At 61.7% G+C, this 15,190-nt stretch carries 18 protein-coding genes; 1 reads left to right on the top strand and 17 read right to left on the bottom strand.

The window, feature by feature from the left end; translation table 11 throughout:
* The first annotated feature begins 5 nt into the window (after positions 1-5).
* Positions 6-509 (top strand): TPM domain-containing protein, encoded by a 504-nt coding sequence (locus tag AT984_RS21200; protein WP_058722519.1) that lies wholly within the window; start codon positions 6-8, stop codon positions 507-509.
* 72 nt (positions 510-581) lie between these two features.
* On the opposite strand, the gene ppk2 is transcribed toward AT984_RS21200, so the two are convergent.
* The 17 genes from ppk2 to AT984_RS21115 form a co-directional block, all read right to left on the bottom strand.
* Positions 582-1,376 (bottom strand): polyphosphate kinase 2, encoded by a 795-nt coding sequence (ppk2, locus tag AT984_RS21195; protein ID WP_058722518.1) that lies wholly within the window; start codon positions 1,374-1,376, stop codon positions 582-584.
* A 119-nt stretch (positions 1,377-1,495) separates the two neighbouring features.
* Entirely contained in the window at positions 1,496-2,356 is an 861-nt protein-coding gene (locus AT984_RS21190) for a D-hexose-6-phosphate mutarotase (protein ID WP_058721799.1), read from the bottom strand.
* A gap of 131 nt (positions 2,357-2,487) precedes the next feature.
* Positions 2,488-2,901, bottom strand: a complete 414-nt coding sequence (locus AT984_RS21185; protein WP_058721798.1) for a F0F1 ATP synthase subunit epsilon — start codon at positions 2,899-2,901, stop codon at positions 2,488-2,490.
* A 94-nt stretch (positions 2,902-2,995) separates the two neighbouring features.
* Positions 2,996-4,414 carry a F0F1 ATP synthase subunit beta gene (atpD, locus tag AT984_RS21180; RefSeq protein ID WP_058721797.1) on the bottom strand — a complete coding sequence of 473 codons (1,419 nt, stop codon included), beginning with the start codon at positions 4,412-4,414 and terminating at the stop codon, positions 2,996-2,998.
* 56 nt (positions 4,415-4,470) lie between these two features.
* Complete coding sequence (gene atpG, locus AT984_RS21175; RefSeq protein WP_058721796.1) at positions 4,471-5,343, bottom strand: F0F1 ATP synthase subunit gamma; 873 nt, start codon at positions 5,341-5,343, stop codon at positions 4,471-4,473.
* A 58-nt stretch (positions 5,344-5,401) separates the two neighbouring features.
* On the bottom strand, positions 5,402-6,955 hold the full coding sequence (atpA, locus tag AT984_RS21170; RefSeq protein WP_058721795.1) for a F0F1 ATP synthase subunit alpha: 1,554 nt from the start codon (positions 6,953-6,955) through the stop codon (positions 5,402-5,404).
* Between the two features lie 88 nt (positions 6,956-7,043).
* Entirely contained in the window at positions 7,044-7,577 is a 534-nt protein-coding gene (locus AT984_RS21165; protein WP_058721794.1) for a F0F1 ATP synthase subunit delta, read from the bottom strand.
* A 2-nt stretch (positions 7,578-7,579) separates the two neighbouring features.
* The gene (locus tag AT984_RS21160; RefSeq protein ID WP_058721793.1) at positions 7,580-8,050 is read right to left on the bottom strand and encodes a F0F1 ATP synthase subunit B; all 471 of its coding nucleotides are present in this window, start codon (positions 8,048-8,050) and stop codon (positions 7,580-7,582) included.
* Between the two features lie 38 nt (positions 8,051-8,088).
* The gene (atpE, locus tag AT984_RS21155) at positions 8,089-8,334 is read right to left on the bottom strand and encodes a F0F1 ATP synthase subunit C (protein ID WP_058721792.1); all 246 of its coding nucleotides are present in this window, start codon (positions 8,332-8,334) and stop codon (positions 8,089-8,091) included.
* 91 nt (positions 8,335-8,425) lie between these two features.
* A complete protein-coding gene (atpB, locus tag AT984_RS21150) occupies positions 8,426-9,337 on the bottom strand; it encodes a F0F1 ATP synthase subunit A (RefSeq protein ID WP_058721791.1) in 912 nt (303 codons plus the stop codon).
* A 2-nt stretch (positions 9,338-9,339) separates the two neighbouring features.
* Entirely contained in the window at positions 9,340-9,741 is a 402-nt protein-coding gene (locus AT984_RS21145) for an ATP synthase subunit I (RefSeq protein ID WP_231741482.1), read from the bottom strand.
* A gap of 300 nt (positions 9,742-10,041) precedes the next feature.
* Positions 10,042-10,953: an SMP-30/gluconolactonase/LRE family protein gene (locus tag AT984_RS21140; RefSeq protein WP_058721790.1), complete on the bottom strand. Its 912-nt coding sequence runs from the start codon at positions 10,951-10,953 to the stop codon at positions 10,042-10,044.
* Between the two features lie 63 nt (positions 10,954-11,016).
* Positions 11,017-11,508: a GNAT family N-acetyltransferase gene (locus tag AT984_RS21135; protein ID WP_058721789.1), complete on the bottom strand. Its 492-nt coding sequence runs from the start codon at positions 11,506-11,508 to the stop codon at positions 11,017-11,019.
* 140 nt (positions 11,509-11,648) lie between these two features.
* Positions 11,649-12,407 carry an alanyl-tRNA editing protein gene (locus tag AT984_RS21130; RefSeq protein ID WP_058721788.1) on the bottom strand — a complete coding sequence of 253 codons (759 nt, stop codon included), beginning with the start codon at positions 12,405-12,407 and terminating at the stop codon, positions 11,649-11,651.
* Complete coding sequence (locus tag AT984_RS21125) at positions 12,404-13,252, bottom strand: PhzF family phenazine biosynthesis protein (protein ID WP_197418346.1); 849 nt, start codon at positions 13,250-13,252, stop codon at positions 12,404-12,406. Before AT984_RS21125 ends, AT984_RS21130 begins: the two co-directional genes overlap by 4 nt.
* Positions 13,253-13,254: 2 nt before the next feature.
* Positions 13,255-14,475 carry an aminotransferase-like domain-containing protein gene (locus AT984_RS21120; protein WP_058721786.1) on the bottom strand — a complete coding sequence of 407 codons (1,221 nt, stop codon included), beginning with the start codon at positions 14,473-14,475 and terminating at the stop codon, positions 13,255-13,257.
* An 84-nt stretch (positions 14,476-14,559) separates the two neighbouring features.
* The gene (locus AT984_RS21115; protein ID WP_058721785.1) at positions 14,560-15,189 is read right to left on the bottom strand and encodes a LysE family translocator; all 630 of its coding nucleotides are present in this window, start codon (positions 15,187-15,189) and stop codon (positions 14,560-14,562) included.
* Between the last annotated feature and the right edge of the window lies 1 nt (position 15,190).

Raw genomic sequence — 15,190 nt, 5'->3', positions numbered from 1 at the left:
ACGAGATGAAGTTGCAACGCTTTTTCAAACACCGCTGGATCGACCACAAAGATGTGGAACGCCTGCTGCCGCAAGCCGCGGTCGAAAACCTGCAAACCCTGGTCCAACAAAGCGAGCGCCACCACAGCGGCGAGATCTGCATCTGCGTGGAGGGCGGCTTGCCGCTGTCCTATTTGTGGAAAGGGCTGACCGCGCGGCAACGCGCCGTCACCCTGTTCGGCAAGCTGCGGGTTTGGGACACCGATGCCAATAACGGCGTGTTGATTTATCTGCAGATCGCCGACAGGGCGATCGAGATCGTGGCCGATCGTGGCCTCAACGCCCATGTCACGGCGGCGGAATGGCTGGGCGTGGTGGCCGCGCTGCGGGAGCAACTCAAGGCCGGCGGATGTGAGGCCGGGCTGATCGAGGCTGTCGCAGCCGTCGATGCTCTGCTGACCGAGCACTTCCCCTTGCGACCCGGCACGGTCAACCGCAATGAGTTGCCGGACCGGGTGGTGGTTCTTTGAGTTTGAGTTGCTGACCGCCGCAAGCCAGGCCCGCCTGCGTCTCAGGCTGCTAGGCCTCGCTTGCGGCCAAGCTCAGAACTTGTTCGCCAGTGGCTTGAGCTTGCCGCTGAAGACTTCCGTTAGCGGCGCCTGACCCAAAGGCGGGAACTTCAGCTTGGTCGGTGCACAGGACACATCGGGCAGGTGGTCCAGCAAATGGCGGATCAGGGTCAGCCGGCCACGCCGCTGATCGTTGAAGTCCACCAAGGTCCAGGGCGCATGCTTGCTGTGCGTGGCCTTGAGCATGGCCTCGCGGGCTTCCCCATACTCTTTGTACTTGGCGCGGGCTTGCAAGTCGATGGGAGAGAGCTTCCAGCGCTTGAGCGGATCGGCCAGACGCTCCGCAAAGCGGACTTCCTGCTGCTGCTGGTCCACGGTCAACCAGTACTTGAACAGCAAGATGCCGTCATCGACCAAGAGCTTTTCAAATGCCGGCGCCTGCTGCAAAAACGCTTGCGTTTGCGCCGGCGTGCAAAAGCCCATCACCGTCTCAACACCGGCGCGGTTGTACCAGCTACGGTCAAACAGGGCGATCTCACCCGCCACCGGCAGATGCGGCACATAGCGCTGGAAGTACCACTCGCCCTGCTCACGGTCACTGGGCTTGCTCAGCGCCACGGTATGGCATTGGCGCGGGTTCAAGGTTTCGGAGATCGCAGAAATGACGCCGCCTTTGCCGGCGGTATCGCGCCCCTCCACCAGCACGAGCAAGCGTTTGCCGGTCTTTTGCAACCAGCGCGCCATATTGTTGAGCTCGAGATGCAGAGGCTCGAGTTGCGCGAGGTAGTCTGACTTGCTGAGCCGCTTGGGCTCAGCGGCTTCAGACACAGCTGCACTCGGCTTGAGCTTGCTTTTCGCCTTTCCTGTTCCCATCCGCGTCTCCATCGTCAATGCATCAATTGAAGGGTGGAGCTTAACCCCCGCAGAGGCTGCTTGAGAGGCGCGGCTCAGAGCAAGATCAGGTCCTGCCGGCCAATCCACTCTTCGCCCGCCTGCAGGCGAATCGGGTGCTCCACGGTGGCCGCCTCGATGCACAGCATTTGCTTGTAGTCCTGGTCCGGCATATCGCTCAGCGCGGCGCACTTTGCGGGGCCCGGGTTCCACACCACCGCGTCATCAAAACCTTGCTGCTGGATCTGCAAACGGCGCTCGGTGCTGATGCCTTGCTCGCGCAGCAGCATGGGTTCTTTGACTTGGTGATAGACCCGGTCCAACTCGCCCGAGGGCAGCAGCAACTCCACGCGCTGGGTCTTCTCCGCGCCGTCAACTTTGTCCCAGTAGTGCAGGCCCGAGAGGCCATGGACACTGCATTCATCCAGATCATTGATACGGAAGTAGCTGTGTAGCGCCGCGGTGAAGTCAAAGGCTTCGCTCTCGTTCTTGTTGACGCAAGCTAGCTCGATCTGCAGCACCCGGCCGCTGACACGCAAGCTCAGTTCAAGTTCGAAGGCATGGGGCCAGAACATGCGGCTCGCAGCGTCGTCGGTCAGACGCAGCACCGCTAGGGCGTCATCAGCGCCCTGCTCGGCCATCACCAACTGCCAGGGCTTGCTGCGCGCAAAGCCGTGGTTCTTCAAGGGGCCGCGATCGCCGAACTGCGGAAAGATCACCGGCACGCCGCCACGGATGGCCTGGCCGGATACATAGGCCGACGTGGGCGAAACGTAGAGCTGCTCGGTAGCACCGGCGGGCACCCAGGACAGCACATGGCCGCCATGCAACAACACGGTGGCGCGGGCACCGTCAGGGGCGAGCAGTTCCAAGGCGTCCAGGCCTTGGTGGCGGGTGATGGCGATCGGTGTGGACATGGCGGATGAGGAGAAATACGGGTTATTGGGCGATCAGGGAACTGATGTGAGTCAGCTGGCAGCACGATGAAAAACGCCCGCCCAACTCTCGTTGGCGGGCGTCTCATTGCAGCGCTTGCGCGTTAACTGGATTAACGCTTGCGGAACTTCTGCAAAGCAGCGATCTGCGCCGCCATCGCCATGAATTCGCTTTGAGCGGCAGCGAAGTCGATGTCCGACTTGGCGTTCTTCATGGCTTCTTGCGCGATCTTGCGGGCTTCGATGGCCTTGGCTTCGTCCAGGTCCTTGCCGCGAATCGCGGTGTCGGCCAGCACGGTCACCCGGCCAGGTTGCACTTCCAGAATGCCACCGGCCACGAAGACAAACTCTTCGCCGCCGTCAGCCTTCTCGATGCGCACAGCACCGGGCTTGATGCGGGTGATGAAGGGCGTGTGCTTAGGCAGAATGCCCAGCTCACCGCTCTCACCCGGCAATGCAACAAACTTGGCCTCGCCGGAGAAGATTTGCTCTTCGGCGGAGACCACATCCACATGGATAGTTGCCATTTCAATCTTCCTTTGAGTGAACAAGTGAGGCTTTGAAGGGATCAGCGGGTGTTGCCACCGACCGATCCGCTCAAGCTGCACTCACTGCGGCAACTTAGCCGAGCTTCTTGGCCTTCTCGAAGGCCTCGTCGATCGTGCCAACCATGTAGAAGGCCTGCTCAGGCAGGTGGTCGCATTCGCCAGCAACAATCATCTTGAAGCCGCGGATGGTTTCCTTCAGAGGCACGTACTTACCGGGCGAGCCGGTGAACACTTCGGCCACGTGGAAAGGCTGCGACAGGAAACGCTGGATCTTACGAGCGCGGCTCACGGCCAGCTTGTCTTCAGGCGACAGCTCGTCCATACCCAGAATCGCGATGATGTCGCGCAGTTCCTTGTAGCGCTGCAGCACTTGCTGAACGCCACGGGCGGTCAGGTAATGCTCTTCGCCAACCACGTTCGGGTCCAGCTGACGCGAGGTCGAGTCCAGCGGGTCCACGGCGGGGTAGATACCCAGCGAAGCGATGTCACGCGACAACACAACGGTGGAGTCCAAGTGAGCGAAAGTCGTTGCAGGCGAGGGGTCGGTCAAGTCATCCGCTGGCACGTAAACGGCCTGGATGGAAGTGATCGAACCGACCTTGGTCGAAGTGATCCGCTCTTGCAAGCGGCCCATTTCTTCGGCCAGCGTAGGCTGGTAACCCACGGCGGAAGGCATACGACCCAGCAGCGCGGACACTTCGGTACCGGCCAAGGTGTAGCGGTAGATGTTGTCCACGAAGAACAGCACGTCCTTGCCTTCGTCACGGAAGGACTCGGCGATGGTCAGACCGGTCAGGGCCACGCGCAGACGGTTGCCTGGAGGCTCGTTCATCTGGCCGTAAACCATGGCGACCTTGGAGTCTTCGAGCTTCTCGAGGTTCACGACGCCCGAATCGGCCATCTCGTGATAGAAGTCGTTACCTTCACGGGTACGCTCGCCCACACCCGCGAACACCGACAGACCGCTGTGGGCCTTGGCGATGTTGTTGATGAGTTCCATCATGTTCACGGTCTTGCCCACGCCGGCGCCACCGAACAGACCCACCTTGCCACCCTTGGCGAACGGGCAGATCAAGTCAATCACCTTGATGCCGGTTTCCAGCAGCTCTTGCGAGGGGCTGAGTTCGTCGTAAGCAGGAGCTTGACGGTGGATCGACGCGATTTGCGTCTGAGCCACGGGGCCACGCTCGTCGATGGGCGCGCCCAGCACGTCCATGATGCGGCCCAGAGTCGCCTTGCCGACCGGAACTTGAATGTTCTCGCCGGTGTTGAAGACTTGGGTGCCGCGGCGCAGGCCGTCGGACGAACCCAGAGCAATCGTACGCACGATGCCATCGCCCAGCTGTTGCTGGACTTCCAGCGTCAGCGTGGAGCCTTCCATCTTCAGCGCGTCATAGATCTTCGGCATCTGGTTGCGGGGGAACTCCACGTCCACCACCGCGCCAATGCACTGAACGATCTTGCCAACGGCGTTGGTTTGAGTGTTCGACATATCGTTTCCTTCAATCAGTATTCGTAGCTATTGCTGGAGCGTGCTGGGGGCTGAGATCAGCCCACAGCGGCCGCGCCGCTGACAATTTCGGACAACTCTTTGGTGATGGCAGCCTGGCGGGTCTTGTTGTAGACCAGCTTGAGCTCACCGATCAGGGTGCCGGCGTTGTCGGTCGCAGCCTTCATCGCCACCATGCGTGCCGATTGCTCGGACGCCATGTTTTCTGCCACGGCTTGGTAGACCTGTGCCTCGACGTAGCGCATCATCAGCTCGTCGATCACGGATTGCGCGTCCGGCTCGTAGATGTAATCCCACGAGTGCTGGCCGCCACCGGTCTTCATGCCTTCGGCGCTCAGCGGCAAGAGCTGCTGAACCACCGGTTCTTGCTTCATCGTGTTGATGAACTTGGTGTAGCAGAGGTAGACGGCCGAGAGCTTGCCCTCGACATACGCGTCCAGCAACACCTTGACCGGGCCGACGATCTTGTCGATATGCGGCTGATCGCCCATCTGTGTGACCTGAGCCACCACCTTGGCGCCGATGCGGTTCATGAAGCCCAGGCCCTTGTTGCCGATGGCAACGACCTCAGCTTTTTGACCTTCGCCTTCCAAGTCTTTCAACTTGGTCGTCGCAGCGCGCAGCAGATTGGTGTTCAAACCACCGCACAAGCCCTTGTCCGTCGTCACCACGACAAAACCGACTGCCTTGGCGCCTTCGTTCTTGACGAGGAAAGCGTGCTGGTACTCGGGATTGGCCTGGGCGAGATTGGCGGCGATATTGCCGATCTTCTCGCTGTAAGGACGAGCAGAGCGCATGCGCTCCTGGGCCTTGCGCATCTTCGAAGCCGCGACCATTTCCATGGCCTTGGTGATCTTCTTGGTGTTCTCGACCGACTTGATCTTGCCGCGAATTTCCTTGCTTGATGCCATGATTTCTCCTGTTCAGATGGGGCGGTTCAGTTTTGCGTGAGCCGCCCCGTCATGGGCATTAAGCGAAGGACTTCTTGAAGGCCGTGATGGCGGCGTTCAACTCGGCTTCAGCATCCTTGTCCATCGCCTTGTCGGCTTCCAGCTTGGCCAGCAGAGCGGCGTGGCTGGTCTTCAGGAACTGATGCATGCCGTGTTCGAAAGCCAGAACCTTCTTGACGTCGATGCTGTCCATGAAGCCCTTGTTCACCGCGTAAAGCGTCGAAGCCATCAGGCTGATCGGCTGGGGCGAGTACTGAGCTTGCTTGAGCAACTCGGTCACGCGGGCGCCGCGGTCCAGCTGCTTGCGGGTGGACTCATCCAGGTCCGAAGCGAACTGCGCGAACGCAGCCAGTTCACGGTACTGCGCCAAGTCGGTACGGATACCGCCGGACAGGCCCTTGATCAGCTTGGTCTGAGCAGCACCACCCACGCGCGACACCGAGATACCGGCGTTAATCGCAGGACGGATACCGGCGTTGAACAGCGAGGTTTCCAGGAAGATCTGACCGTCGGTGATCGAGATCACGTTGGTCGGAACGAAGGCGGACACGTCACCGGCTTGGGTTTCGATGATAGGCAGCGCGGTCAAAGAACCGGTCTTGCCCTTCACTTCGCCCTTGGTGAAAGCTTCGACATAGTCGGCGTTCACGCGAGCTGCACGCTCCAGCAGACGGCTGTGGAGATAGAACACGTCGCCAGGGTAGGCTTCACGGCCTGGAGGACGACGCAGCAGCAGCGAAACTTGACGGTAAGCCACAGCTTGCTTGGACAGATCGTCATAAACGATCAGCGCGTCTTGACCGCGGTCGCGGAAGTACTCGCCCATCGTGCAGCCCGAGTAGGCCGACACGTACTGCATCGCAGCGGATTCAGAGGCCGAAGCTGCCACGACGATGGTGTATTCCATCGCGCCGTTGGCTTCCAGAGCGCGCACGACGTTCTTGATCGACGACGCCTTCTGACCGATGGCGACGTAGATACAGGTCATGTTCTGACCCTTCTGGCTGATGATGGCGTCGATCGCAACGGCAGTCTTGCCGGTCTGACGGTCACCAATGATCAGCTCGCGCTGGCCGCGGCCAACGGGCACCATCGAGTCGATGGACTTCAGGCCGGTTTGCACAGGCTGGTCCACAGACTTACGGGCGATCACGCCGGGAGCGACCTTTTCGATCACGTCCGTCATCTTGGCGTTGATCGGGCCCTTGCCGTCGATGGGGTGACCCAGGGCATTGACCACACGGCCAATCAGCTCGGGACCAACCGGCACTTCCAGAATACGGCCCGTGCACTTGACGGTGTCGCCTTCGGAGATGTGCTCGTAAGCACCCAAAATCACGGAACCGACCGAGTCGCGCTCCAGATTCAGGGCCAGGCCATAAGTGGGCTGACCATCGGCACCGGCGGGGAACTCCAGCATTTCGCCTTGCATCACGTCGGACAGGCCGTGGATGCGGCAGATGCCGTCGGACACGGACACAACCGTACCTTGGTTGCGCACGTCGGTCGAAGCGCCAAGACCCTCAATACGGCTCTTGATCAGTTCGGAAATTTCTGCAGGATTCAAATTCATTGCGAGGCTCCCACCTGGCCGGGCCACTGTTGCCAGTGCCCGACGCAGGGATGAACGGTTAGGTGTCGGCGTCGCGCTCGTTTCGCCCTTAGGCGGTGAGCGCCACTTTCATGCGTTCCAGACGGTGCTTGACCGAGGTGTCCAACACCTCGTCGCCCACCACCACACGGATACCGCCAATCAGTGAGGGCTCGAGCGTGACTTGTGGCAAGAGCTTGCGACCGAAACGCTTCTCCAGCGACACCATCACTTCGGCCAACTGGGCCGGTTCGATGGCATAGGCACTGTAGATATGCGCATCAGCCACGCCCGCAGCCGCATTGGCCAGCACATGAAACTGTGCCACCGCTTCAGGCAAGGCAGTGAGCCGGCCATTGGCGATCACCGCCTGCAGAAAGTTCTGCAGTTCGGGGGTCAGGTCTTGCTTGGCGGCGGCCGTCAGAACGGCCAGCACCTGCTCAGGCGTTGACTTGGGGCTGTCGGCGAACTGGCGCAGATCGGCGTCTTGCGACACTGCGGCCAGCACATCGAGCTTGTCAGCCCAAGCCTTGACGTCGTGCTTCTGAGCGACTTGGTAGAGCGCTTCAGCGTACGGGCGGGCAATGGTTGCGAGCTCTGCCATGATTACAGCTCCGTCTTCAGACGGCCCAGCAATTCGGCATGCACGCTGGCATTGACCTCACGCTGCAGAATCTGCTCGGCGCCCTTGACGGCCAATGCGGCGACCTGCTCACGCAGAACCTCACGGGCACGCACGGACTCCTGCGCAGCTTCGGCTTGCGCGTCAGCCACGATCTTGGCAGCCTTCTCTTCGGCGATTCCAGCGGCAGCAGCCACGATGCCAGCGGCGCGCTTTTCAGCGTCGGCCAGCAGCTTGGTGGTTTCGCCACGGGTCAGTGCCAATTGCTCGTCGACCTTCTTATTGGCGTTAGCCAACTCGGCCTTGGCCTTGTCGGCCGCGGCCAAGCCGTCGGCGATCTTTTGCGCGCGCTCATCCAAGGCCTTCATCATGGGAGGCCAGATGAAGCGCATGGTGAACCACACAAGAATCGCGAAGACGATTGCTTGCAGGAACAGGGTTGCGTTGATATTCACAGCACGATCCTTTCAACCGTGAAAGGTTGGCGCATCAATTAGATGGCGAAAGGCTTGGCGAATGCGAACAGCAGAGCAATAGCCACACCGATCAGGAAGGCAGCGTCGATCAGACCAGCCAAGATGAACATCTTGGTTTGCAGTTCGTTCATCAGCTCAGGCTGGCGAGCCGAAGATTCCAGGAACTTGCCACCCATCAGCGCGATGCCGATAGAAGCGCCCAGAGCGCCCAGACCAACGATGAGACCGCAAGCCAGCGCGACGAGACCGAGGATGTTTTCCATGATTTGCTCCTGAATGGATTTAAGAAAGAAAAGAAAAAAGAAAGGTAAAACTAGGGAAATACGTGATCAGCAATCAGTCAGTGCCGCCAACTCAGTGAGAGTCGTGAGCCTGGCCGGTGTAGATCAAGGTCAGCATCATGAAGATGAAGGCCTGCAGGGTGATGATCAGGATGTGGAACAGCGTCCACACGGTCCCGGCCACCAGATGGCCAAGGCCCAGCCAGAAGCCACCCGACAAGGGGTTCAACTCCCAGGCCCAGACCCCGCCCATCAGCGCGATCAACATGAACACCAGCTCGCCAGCGAACATATTGCCGAACAACCGCATACCGTGAGACACGGTCTTGGCTGCAAACTCGATCAGCTGCATCAGGAAGTTAACCGGATACAGGAACCACTTGTCACCGAAAGGCGCGGCCAGCAGCTCATGCGTCCAGCCGCCGATGCCCTTGATCTTGATGCTGTAGAAGAAGCACATGACCAACACGCTGGTCGACAAGCCCAAAGTCGTGGACAAGTCTGCCGTCGGCACCACACGCATATAGGCGTGATGCGGGTCGTGGCCCATGCCACCGTAAATCTTGGCCCACAGCGCAGGCAGCAGGTCAACCGGCAGCATGTCCATGAAGTTCATCAGGAAGATCCAGACAAACACGGTCAGCGCCAGAGGTGCAATCACCTTGCGGCTGGTGGCATTGTGGATCACGCCCTTGGCTTGGTTCTCGACCATTTCGGACAAGATTTCCACAGCCGCTTGGAAGCGACCCGGCACGCCGGAGGTGGCCTTGCGGGCGGCGCGCCAAAGCACGAAGCAACCGATCAGACCCAGGATCACCGAATAGATCAGCGAGTCCAGATTGAACAGGCTGAAGTCAACGATGTCGGTCTGCTTGACCATCTCACCCGAGAAGTTCATTTGCATGTGCTGCAAATGGTGCTGGATGTATTCGCCCGCGTTCGGCGCGTGCTGTTGTGCAACTTGTGCGTGCTCTTCGGCTGCCATCGTCAGATACCGTCCCGCTGTACTTGTTTCAACCGACCCTGCCAAAGCAGAGCCAACCAATTAACCTTCAAGCACCCGACCAAAGCCACCAGCAACGCCGGCCAACTCAGATCAGGCATCCAAACCACGATCGCTGCCAACATGGCAACGCTCGACATAATCTTGATCAACTCCCAAAACATGAAGCCCAGCGCCTCAGCGCCTGGAATCCCTCTGGAGAGCCCGGTCATGCCCCACGCCATCAAGGCATTTGGCAAAACCACAGTAGCCGTGCCCGCAAGCGCCGACCACCCTTTGCTGCCCTGCCCGGTGAACAACACCCAAAGCACAGCCATCACCACGCCCACCGCAGCTTGCGCTGCGACCACTCGCCAGGGTGACACCGGCGGGTGTTTGACTCGCAAGGCCTGCGCTTCTTCTCGCGACAACACCTTGAAAGACTCTGGCTCGACCTCATCATCCCAAGACGGCCATGACTTCGGCTCAAGCGCGGGAGTTTGCACCCCCTGGCTTACAAGCCCCCTACTGCCATGGTCACCACGGCCATCATTGCTATTCGGCACTTGGATTCGACCCATGACTTTTGGAACGCCTGTCGGCAAAACCCAAAGATTATATGGGCAAACCCGAGGATTTTTAGAGCCGACTGCTCAGGCCAAGTGCCGGCAGGCGCTTCACAGCGCCGGTTCGGCCCAACTCAAGCCTTAGAGCTTGACCCGGTTCGGCGCCAATCCAGGCACATCGACGCGCATTTTCAGCACGCAGCCGGCCCAGGGCTGGGCCGCCAATTCCTCGGCTGAACGACCCGCGCGCGCCGTGGTGACGTAGAGCGTGCGCAGGTCTGCGCCACCGAATGCAGGCATGGTCGGACAGCGCACAGGCAGCGCAATATCGTTCAAAACCCTGCCTTCAGGCGAGAGTCGCAACAGCCGTTGACCCTCGAACATCGCCACCCAGTAGCAGCCCTCCACGTCCACCGCGGCACCATCGGGCCGGCCGCCGTAAGCCTCCAAGGGCAACTCGGCCACTCGCGACGGGAACTTGGCGAACAACTGACGCTCGCCGATGCTGCCGGCCTGGGCATCGAAGCTCAGTGCATAGATCTCGTGCGCCTTGGTGTCTGACCAATACATGCGCGTCGCATCCGGGCTCCAGGCCAAGCCGTTTGAGGTGACGATGCCTTCGGCCATGCGCGTGATGGCACCGCCGGCATAACGATACAAACCAGCGTGCGGCAGGCGCGCATCGTCAATGGTGCCGACCCAGAAGCGACCCTGCGCATCCGGCTTGCCATCGTTGAAGCGCTGGGCTGCGCTATCGAAAGGTGCGGCGGCCAGCTGGGTGTGCACCCCGGTTTCGGGATCCAGGCGCCACAGGCCATTGCGCTGCGCGACTAACAAACCACCACCCTCGATCAGCGCGATGCAGCCGGGCTCGCTATCGAGCTGCCAATGGCGCAAGTCGCCGGTCTCAGTCCGCAGGCGCAGCACGCGGCGCTCGGGAATGTCTACAAAAAATAGGCTTTGCGTGGCCGCGTCCCACAGCGGCGACTCCCCCAGGGAGGCGGGCGTGGCATGAGCCAATTCAATTAGATAGGGCGCAGGGCTGGCGGACATGGCTAGAGGCTCGCAACAAGCAAAGCGCCATCCTACGGTGGTAACCGCGTGAAACCGACTCGCTCAGTCGAGTTCGACCTTCAAATAGTGCGCGCCCGGAATCGGGTTGAAGTAATAAGGCGGAATGGACTCAAAGCCCAAGCTTTCGTATAGCCCGCGTGCCGCCTCCATATCGTCCAGAGTGTCCAGCAGCATCACGGAGTAGCCCGACTGCCGGGCCGCGTCGATCAAGCCTTGGACCAGCATGCGACCCAAGCCAAAGCGGCGGAATGCCGGGCGCACATACAGGCGCTTCATTTCGCAGGCATTGGCGTAATCAACATCGGCCAAGCGCCGGAAGCCACCGCAAGCAGCGGGCGCACCATCCACCAGCGCCAGCAAAAAACCACCGGGCTCGGGGGCGTATTGGCCGGGCAAGTCCTGCAATTCCTGGTCGAAATCCTGGAAGCCCAGGTGCACCGACAAGCTGGCCTGGTAGTCGCGCAACATATCGCGCACCAAAGCCCAAGCCTCAGCGGTATCGGGCGTGACGAGTTGTATTTCGGGGCTGGCCATGAGGCGCACAGTTTACATAGCGCCGCAGCGGGCGCCAGAGCAGGCGCGATTTTCAGCGCCACCGCGGGTCATGCCGGTCATCTTTTGGTGATCACCCACATCCGCTGCGCGGATATGAGTGCCACCCGAAGAAAAGCGCTTCAGGCTGCGCTTGCCTGGGCAAAGCCCAGGACGACCCTGCGGGTCATCGCACTTTTCTTCTCCAGCTTGGTCACGATGACGGCGCCGATCTCGGCCGTGTTGCTGACATGGGTGCCGCCACAGGGCTGCAGATCAACACCGGCAATCTCCAGCAAGCGCACCCGGCCGGAGCCACGCGGCGGCTGCACGCTCATGCTGCGCACGAGGCTGGGGTTGGCCTCCAGTTCAGCGTCGCTGATCCAGCGCTGACTCACCGGATGCGCCTCAGCCACCAAGCGCGCCAGGCCGGCAGTCAAAGCCTCCTTGTCCAGCGGCTCGCTCATATGGAAGTCCAGGCGGGCGTAGCCGGCCGTGATGGAGCAGCCGTCCACCGGCTGTGGCACCAGAGCGCACAGCAGATGGGTAGCAGTGTGAAAGCGCATATGGGCAAAGCGGCGCTCCCAGTTGAGGCGCGCCGAGACAGGCAAGCCGGCGCTCAACTCGGCCAGCAAGGCCTCTTGCCCGGCGGCGGGCAGATGCAAGATTTCATCGCCCCCGCCCCCGCGCCCACCCTCATCCTTGCCCTTGCGCGTATCGGCCAACACCAGCACGCGACCATCGGGCAGCAGCAACTCACCCGCATCGCCGGCCTGGCCGCCACCCTGGGGATAGAAGACCGTGCGGTCGAGCAGCAAGCCGCGCTCGTCAATCCGCAGCAGCGTGGCGCCGCATTCGCGCAGCTGCGCGTCCTCGCGGAACAGCGCCTCGCTGTGCTTCACAAGCGCACCACGCCTTCAATCATGGGCGTCACATCGCCGCCGATCCAGACCTCATCACCCTCGCGCTGCACATGCACCCGGCCGGCACGGCTCAGCGCCGCTCCTTGCGCGGCGATGTATTTGGCCGGGGCAAGACCTGCCTCTTGCAGCCACAAGGCCAGGCCGGCATTCAAGCTGCCGGTCACAGCATCCTCTGGCACACCAAGGTCAGGCACAAAGGCACGCACCTCAAACTGCTGGGGCGAGCCTGAAGGATAGGCGCCGACGACGCCCAGCTTAAGCCCTTGCATCGCCACGAAATCGGGCTTCAAGTCCAGCACGGCGGCGGCACTTTTGAGGCGCGCGGCCATCCAGGCCGGGCCGTTGTCGACCCACTGCACGTCCAACACCTCCTCGGCACTCAGGCGCAAGGAACGCAAGACCTGGGCGTGCAGCTCCGGCTCGACCGGCCCACTGCGGCGCAGCGCAGGCGCAGCAAAGGCCAAGCGTTCCTTGTTGCGATCAGCTTGGCGCTTGACCCGCACCAGACCGATGCCGCATTCCTGCACCAGCATGCCCTTGGTCTTGGGCACGCCGCCGTTGGCCAGCCAGCAATGCGCCGTGCCAAGGGTCGGGTGGCCCGCAAAAGGCAGCTCGCCGGCGGGCGTGAAGATGCGCACCCGGTAGTCGGCGGCCGCATCGGTGGGCGGCAGGATGAAGGTGGTTTCGCTGAGATTGGTCCAGCGGGCAAAAGCGGCCATGGCGGCGTCGCTCAGGCCCTCGCCGTCAATCACCACGGCCAGCGGGTTACCCCGCAAGGCCATGGCCGTGAACACATCAACTTGAGCGAATCTGCGCGTTTGCAAACTCATGGCGCGTGTTCAGTCGCGCCGTCCAGAGCTTCACGCAAGACCCGGCCCAGAATCGCCACACCCTCGTGGATCTGCGGCGGCGTCAGCGTCACAAAGGACAGGCGCAGCGCACGCGGATCCGGCGCCTGGGCATAGAAGGCCGCGCCGGGCACAAAGGCAATGCCCGCATCCACCGCCCTGGGCAGCAAATCCATCGCATCCAAGCCTTCCGGCAGGCGGATCCAGAAGAACATGCCGCCCTTGGGCGTTTGGTATTCACAACCAGCCGGCAGATGCTGCTTCAGTGCCTCGGCCATGGCATCGCGGTTGGCTTTGTAGAGCGCGCGAATCTTGGGCACATGCTCGTCGAGGAAACCATTGCGAATCACCTCGTAGACCACGCGCTGGTTGAAGCCGGGCGTGTGCAAATCGGCCGCCTGCTTGGCTTGCAGCAGCTTGGGGTAGAGGCTCTGCGGGGCGATCAAAAAGCCCAGGCGGAAGCCCGGCGTCAGCACCTTGGAGAAGCTGCCCAAATAGACCGAGCCCTCGGGCCACAGGCTGGACAGCGAGGGCAGCGGCGGCTCGTCATACCAGAGGTCGCCATACGGGTTGTCTTCAATCACCGGCACGCCGGCCGTGCGGGCGGCTTCCATCGCATCGATGCGGCGCTGTGCGCTCATCACCCGACCGGTGGGGTTTTGGTAATTGGGCAGCAGATAAGCGAAGCGCGTGCCCGGTGCGTCATGCGGCAAGCGTGCCAGCGCGGCGGGCGAGACGCCTTGCTCATCGCTTTCCAAGCTGACGAAATTCGGCTCGAAGGGCGTGAAGGCCTGCAGCGCCCCCAGATAGGTGGGCGTTTCCACCGCCACCGGCGCACCGGCGTCACACAAAATCTTGCCCACCAGATCCAGGCCCTGCTGCGAGCCGCTGGTCACCAGCACCTGGTCGGGCGACACCGACATGCCCAGCGACGCAACGCGCGCCGCCACCCACTCACGCAGGGGCGCGAAGCCCTCGCTGGCGGCGTATTGCAGGGCCTCGCGCGGGTTCTGTGTCAGTACCCGGTCGCAAGCGGCTTTGATTTCCTCGACCGGAAAGGTGTCGCTGGAAGGCAGGCCGCCGGCCATGGACAAGATGCCAGGCTTCTCGGTGACCTTGAGGATCTCGCGGATGACGGAAGGGTTCATGCGCGCGGCACGACGCGCCAGGTGGAAGGCCGAAGGGGGCGTGGTCGTCATCTGAACAGTCTCCGATTTTTGCAAAAAGGCAATTTTGATTGATGCTTGATTGTGAGGCCTGCGAGCACCCGGCTGGCGCCAGGCTCAGGTCTTGAGCATCGGCCAGATGCTGGCCAACAACAAGATTGCCATCACCGCATTGAACAAGCGGCGGCGTTTGGGCTCGGCCAGATGGCGGCTCAGCTTGGCGCCACCCAGGGCCCAGACGCTGATGCAAGGCAGGTTGACGCTGGCGCAGATCAGGCTCAAAACCAGCACTGCCCCGGCCCCGCTGTGCGGCGCGATGAAGCCGGCCACCGCCCCCACGGCCATCATCCAGGCCTTGGGATTGACCCACTGAAAGGCCGCCGCGCCCCAAAAGCCCAGCGGCCCGGCTGATGCTGCCGAGGCTGCTGATCCCGTGGCCGAGGATTGGCCCGGCTGCGCCGGCGCCTCCGCATGCCAGAGCCGCCAGGCCAGCCAGACCATATAGCCAATGCCCACCACTTTCAGCCCCAGATGCAGCTGCGGCCATTGGGTCAGCAAGGCCCCAAGGCCGAAGCCGGCTGCCAACATCAGGATCGCAAAGCCAATGCTGATGCCCAGCATATGCGGCACGGTGGCGCGAAAGCCATGGTTCACCCCGGAGGCCAGCAGCATCATGTTATTGGGCCCCGGCGTGATGGAGCTCACGGCGGCGAAGCCCACCACGGCCAGCGTCATTTCTGTATTCATG

The sequence above is a fragment of the Paucibacter sp. KCTC 42545 genome, from assembly GCF_001477625.1.
In the GTDB taxonomy this organism is placed as follows: domain Bacteria; phylum Pseudomonadota; class Gammaproteobacteria; order Burkholderiales; family Burkholderiaceae_C; genus Paucibacter_A.
Note: the sequence above shows the minus strand (reverse complement) of the source record. Positions and strands in the feature narration are given on the sequence as shown.

What these genes read in the sequence shown, in the direction of transcription:
- AT984_RS21200 (WP_058722519.1), top strand. Translation starts at nt 6, where the DNA reads ATGAAGTTGCAACGCTTTTTCAAACACCGCTGGATCGACCACAAAGAT.
- AT984_RS21190 (WP_058721799.1), bottom strand. Translation starts at nt 2,356, where the DNA reads ATGTCCACACCGATCGCCATCACCCGCCACCAAGGCCTGGACGCCTTG.
- AT984_RS21185 (WP_058721798.1), bottom strand. Translation starts at nt 2,901, where the DNA reads ATGGCAACTATCCATGTGGATGTGGTCTCCGCCGAAGAGCAAATCTTC.
- atpD (WP_058721797.1), bottom strand. Translation starts at nt 4,414, where the DNA reads ATGTCGAACACTCAAACCAACGCCGTTGGCAAGATCGTTCAGTGCATT.
- atpG (WP_058721796.1), bottom strand. Translation starts at nt 5,343, where the DNA reads ATGGCATCAAGCAAGGAAATTCGCGGCAAGATCAAGTCGGTCGAGAAC.
- atpA (WP_058721795.1), bottom strand. Translation starts at nt 6,955, where the DNA reads ATGAATTTGAATCCTGCAGAAATTTCCGAACTGATCAAGAGCCGTATT.
- AT984_RS21165 (WP_058721794.1), bottom strand. Translation starts at nt 7,577, where the DNA reads ATGGCAGAGCTCGCAACCATTGCCCGCCCGTACGCTGAAGCGCTCTAC.
- atpE (WP_058721792.1), bottom strand. Translation starts at nt 8,334, where the DNA reads ATGGAAAACATCCTCGGTCTCGTCGCGCTGGCTTGCGGTCTCATCGTT.
- atpB (WP_058721791.1), bottom strand. Translation starts at nt 9,337, where the DNA reads ATGGCAGCCGAAGAGCACGCACAAGTTGCACAACAGCACGCGCCGAAC.
- AT984_RS21140 (WP_058721790.1), bottom strand. Translation starts at nt 10,953, where the DNA reads ATGTCCGCCAGCCCTGCGCCCTATCTAATTGAATTGGCTCATGCCACG.
- AT984_RS21135 (WP_058721789.1), bottom strand. Translation starts at nt 11,508, where the DNA reads ATGGCCAGCCCCGAAATACAACTCGTCACGCCCGATACCGCTGAGGCT.
- AT984_RS21120 (WP_058721786.1), bottom strand. Translation starts at nt 14,475, where the DNA reads ATGACGACCACGCCCCCTTCGGCCTTCCACCTGGCGCGTCGTGCCGCG.
- AT984_RS21115 (WP_058721785.1), bottom strand. Translation starts at nt 15,189, where the DNA reads ATGAATACAGAAATGACGCTGGCCGTGGTGGGCTTCGCCGCCGTGAGC.